A 3,492-nucleotide genomic window follows, 5' to 3' on the forward strand; every position below is an offset into this window, starting at 1 on the left:
TTAGCGACGGTCTGGCTTCGACCGTCGCTATACATGGTCAAACCTCGGTCTGCTCTGCCATTTCCAGAGCATCATCGACTTCAATTCCCAGGTACCGAACGGTGCTCTCCAGCTTCGTATGGCCGAGCAGCAGTTGAACCGCCCGCAAGTTCTTCGTTCTGCGATAGATCAGTGATGCCTTCGTACGTCTCATCGTGTGAGTGCCATACATGGTTGGATCAAGGCCGATGGTTTTCACCCAGCCTTTGACGATACGAGCGTATTGACGAGTGGACAGGTGGTCTGAGGCATGCAGTCGGCTCGGAAAAAGACAGTCCTCGCTGCGGAGCCGGGCCTGATGTATCCAGGCAGCGAGAGCAGACCGTGTTTGCTCAGTGATCTCGAACTGCAGTGGCCGCTGCGTTTTCTGCTGCACTACCATGGATCGTGATGACACGTGCTCGCCATGCGCAACGTCGCGCACTCGGAGCTTGGTTAAGTCGCAAGCTCGAAGCTTACTGTCGATGGCCAAATCGAAGAGAGCCAGATCACGAGTGTTCTCTGCAATTTGAAGTCTTACCCGGATGGCCCAGATATCTCTCAGTCGGAGCGGGGCTTTCTGCCCGACCAATCTTCCTTTGTTCCAAGGCTGACGACTGCAGGTAGCGACGATGTTCATGGGAGGTCCTCCACGTGTGGGAGGACAAGGATGGCTAGCCAAAGCAGTGGTCGCTAACCGGCCAGAAGCGGACAGTGATCCGATAAATAAATATATCCACTTTTCGAAAGATTTATAGCTAATTCAACAGGTTCTTTGATGAGGAAAATATTTATTGTTTCATTCCATGTAAAGGGGCTGGGGGACTCAATAATGCCCCCTGAAATAGGTGGCGCATATGTTACGTGTTACTCGCAAGGTGATACTTACATTGATGCAGTTGAAAACATATTGAAGAAGCTAGCCAAAGACGGGCTTCATCCTGAAGAAATTCTTCAACCGATTCATGAGATGGATGCCGCCTCATGGGATATCCATGTAAAAGAGACGTGGCCCAACTATGCTGATAATTTACCTTCACAATCTGAGTTTGTGGAAATGATAAGGGCCAACCATGTTGTGTATGGCCCATTTGGATCTTATAACTAAGGCTCGTGGAGCGTGCATTCAATCAGTACTGATAGGGTATTGAGTGGAAAAGGGGACGGATTTATTTATTGGGCTGACTGCCGCTTCTGGCCGGTCGCTCCACGCCACACACGCCCGCTCTTGGCCGGCTCCTACCTTTTTCCACCGGCAGCAACGAGTCGGAAGCTGTAAGTCTGTGCTGATTCATCCCGTTTGCTGCTAGTTGAAAAATTGATTATGTCGCTATTTTTGCTTTGTCGATGTCAAGCTTTCGCAATCCCCTCAAAAAATGATAATCCAAAAACCAGTCTTTGCAGCTTGTCCCAGTGCGCTTGGTACAATTTAGCTCCGACTCAAACTCTTCATTATTAGAAGAATTTGACAGGATTTCTAGCATCTGAGGAATGCTAAAAAAACGAGAGTTTATAAACTGATCTCTTATGTCCTTGTATGCCTCCCTGAATTCGTCAGTTTTAAACTGACGATTTATCTCTCTGAGGTGGACATTAATCTTTTCATCGGCCCCTGAATCCCCGCTTTCAATTTGCCCATTTATAAGGCTGTTCAAAATTTGACTTACAAAAAATCCATCTTGAATCCCAAAGTACCCAAACATCGAAACGGCGACCCGCTCGACTTGCCTATCTTTTAGCTCAATCTTGGTTCCGTCCAAATATTGAATCTCTCCATTACGCCTTAACATGTACTCATGGCAGCCGGCCTGTGCCTGAGCATGTAGAAGTGACTGTGCAATATCTATCATGGAGTGGAGTGGGCTTCCAGCTCTTGCATCAGATGTCAGTGTTTTTCTTTTAAGTTCAATAAAGATAACAGTTGACTCTGTTTCCACTACAAAGTCACACTCTCTCTCAGTGCTATTTATTTGCAGTTCATCTCTTACATTCTTAGGTATCTTGTACTTTTTGTTTTCTAAAAACTTGATGCCTGCGCCCCGCAGCGCACTGGCAAATAACTCCTCCGTAACATCTCCAATGAGCTTCCCATTAAGTCCACTTTCTTTGCATAACTCAAGAAGCGTAGAGTAGAAGCCATAACTGCACAGATTCGGATTTGGGTAAGCGTATCTCTGCTCTACAGAAACAAAAGGCCTCTCATAATAATTTCTCAAGCCTATATGATTCGGCCACAAATATCCTTTGTTAATTTGCGCCGTTGAGAATGACAGCTTTTCGAGCGCAACCTTGATCGAGGACTGTAAATGCTTGTATTTTAATGCCTCAAAGACCATATTGGAGTCAAATATCAGAGGCTTGTCATGCGTCGCCCGAGAAGAAGTCCACTCAAAAATATCAAGATAAAGTGAGATATCAACATTAACCCCAGATAATTTAGGGGAAGTAAAAAACCCGAACATTATCTTCTTCATATGCTTTACTGCTATTTGATCAATAGAAAACTGCTGGTCATATTCAATTTGCCGAGCTATAGCCGCCAGAATGGTTTGAGGGGTGTGATGCATGTCCTCAAATTTAGTAAAGCTCTGCAAGCGCTTAGTCGCGAAGTAGTGCCTTGCAAGCTCAATAGACTCACTGTAAGTCTCAAATTTATTCTTTATTGATCTTGGGCGATGAAGATTGGCAAGTGCTAAGTTAAAAAGGTAGCCCCACGGCCTATCTAGACTCAACTGTTGGCCCACAGAAGGCTCAGGCCTCAACAAGAAACGTCGCATCTCATTATCGTAATGCCGTAATGACATTTCTTGTATAACTGTCTCTAGCCCCAAAGCACCTAATCTTCTGAAATCCCGCTGCAACCTGTTAAGAATTTTCACCTCAAATTCCGGTGCGAACGTGACCTTGCCTTGAATTACGCTTGATTTATACCCCTTCCCTCTAAGGTAAATAATAGACCTTGCTATTAAGTCGTTAGAGTTAGGATGGAAGATATAGCCGGGCAGTACATCCGAGAGGGAGTGATATGCTTGCAAAAGCATTCTTGCTTTCTGCCATGATTGTTCCGAAGCTGTATAGGAAGATTGTGCCTGCGTACAGAATCGTATTGCACGAATAAAGAACAGTGCATGCGCACATTCTTGACGAGGGGATGCTGCGCTTTTTAGATGAAGATGATTTACGACCCCGGCCAACTCTGCGGTTGTTATATCCTCTCCCGAGATTAATTTTATCATCTCGTCAATTAGAAATTCTTCAACCTCTCGCTTTGTGCGGGAGCTTCCGAATATATACCCATGATCTTTGGCGACTGAAACATAATCCGAGCGCGCATATTTATCTATTGCCCAGGCATCGTCATTGCTTTCAAAGATATCGATGAGACGCTGCATTGCTACCTCTTATCCCTAGAGATCCTGACTACGACCACATCATCTCAGCTTTGCTTTTGCCTGAGAATGAACGGCTTCTTCT

At 45.4% G+C, this 3,492-nt stretch carries 3 protein-coding genes; 1 reads left to right on the forward strand and 2 read right to left on the reverse strand.

The window, feature by feature from the left end; genetic code table 11:
* Positions 1-37 precede the first annotated feature (37 nt).
* Positions 38-658, reverse strand: a complete 621-nt coding sequence (locus N5D30_RS25950; RefSeq protein ID WP_279911319.1) for a tyrosine-type recombinase/integrase — start codon at positions 656-658, stop codon at positions 38-40.
* 138 nt (positions 659-796) lie between these two features.
* Here N5D30_RS25950 and N5D30_RS25955 point away from each other — a divergent pair, with 138 nt between their 5' ends.
* Positions 797-1,126 (forward strand): hypothetical protein, encoded by a 330-nt coding sequence (locus N5D30_RS25955; protein ID WP_279911321.1) that lies wholly within the window; start codon positions 797-799, stop codon positions 1,124-1,126.
* Between the two features lie 214 nt (positions 1,127-1,340).
* Here N5D30_RS25955 and N5D30_RS25960 read toward each other — a convergent pair whose 3' ends face one another.
* On the reverse strand, positions 1,341-3,410 hold the full coding sequence (locus N5D30_RS25960; protein ID WP_279911322.1) for a hypothetical protein: 2,070 nt from the start codon (positions 3,408-3,410) through the stop codon (positions 1,341-1,343).
* Between the last annotated feature and the right edge of the window lie 82 nt (positions 3,411-3,492).

Source organism: Pseudomonas sp. GD03875, assembly GCF_029840585.1.
Lineage (GTDB): Bacteria > Pseudomonadota > Gammaproteobacteria > Pseudomonadales > Pseudomonadaceae > Aquipseudomonas > Aquipseudomonas paralcaligenes.

Excerpts from the sequence above, each read along its gene's own strand:
- N5D30_RS25950 (WP_279911319.1), bottom strand. The coding sequence starts at position 658 with ATGAACATCGTCGCTACCTGCAGTCGTCAGCCTTGGAACAAAGGAAGA.
- N5D30_RS25955 (WP_279911321.1), top strand. The coding sequence starts at position 797 with ATGAGGAAAATATTTATTGTTTCATTCCATGTAAAGGGGCTGGGGGAC.
- N5D30_RS25960 (WP_279911322.1), bottom strand. The coding sequence starts at position 3,410 with ATGCAGCGTCTCATCGATATCTTTGAAAGCAATGACGATGCCTGGGCA.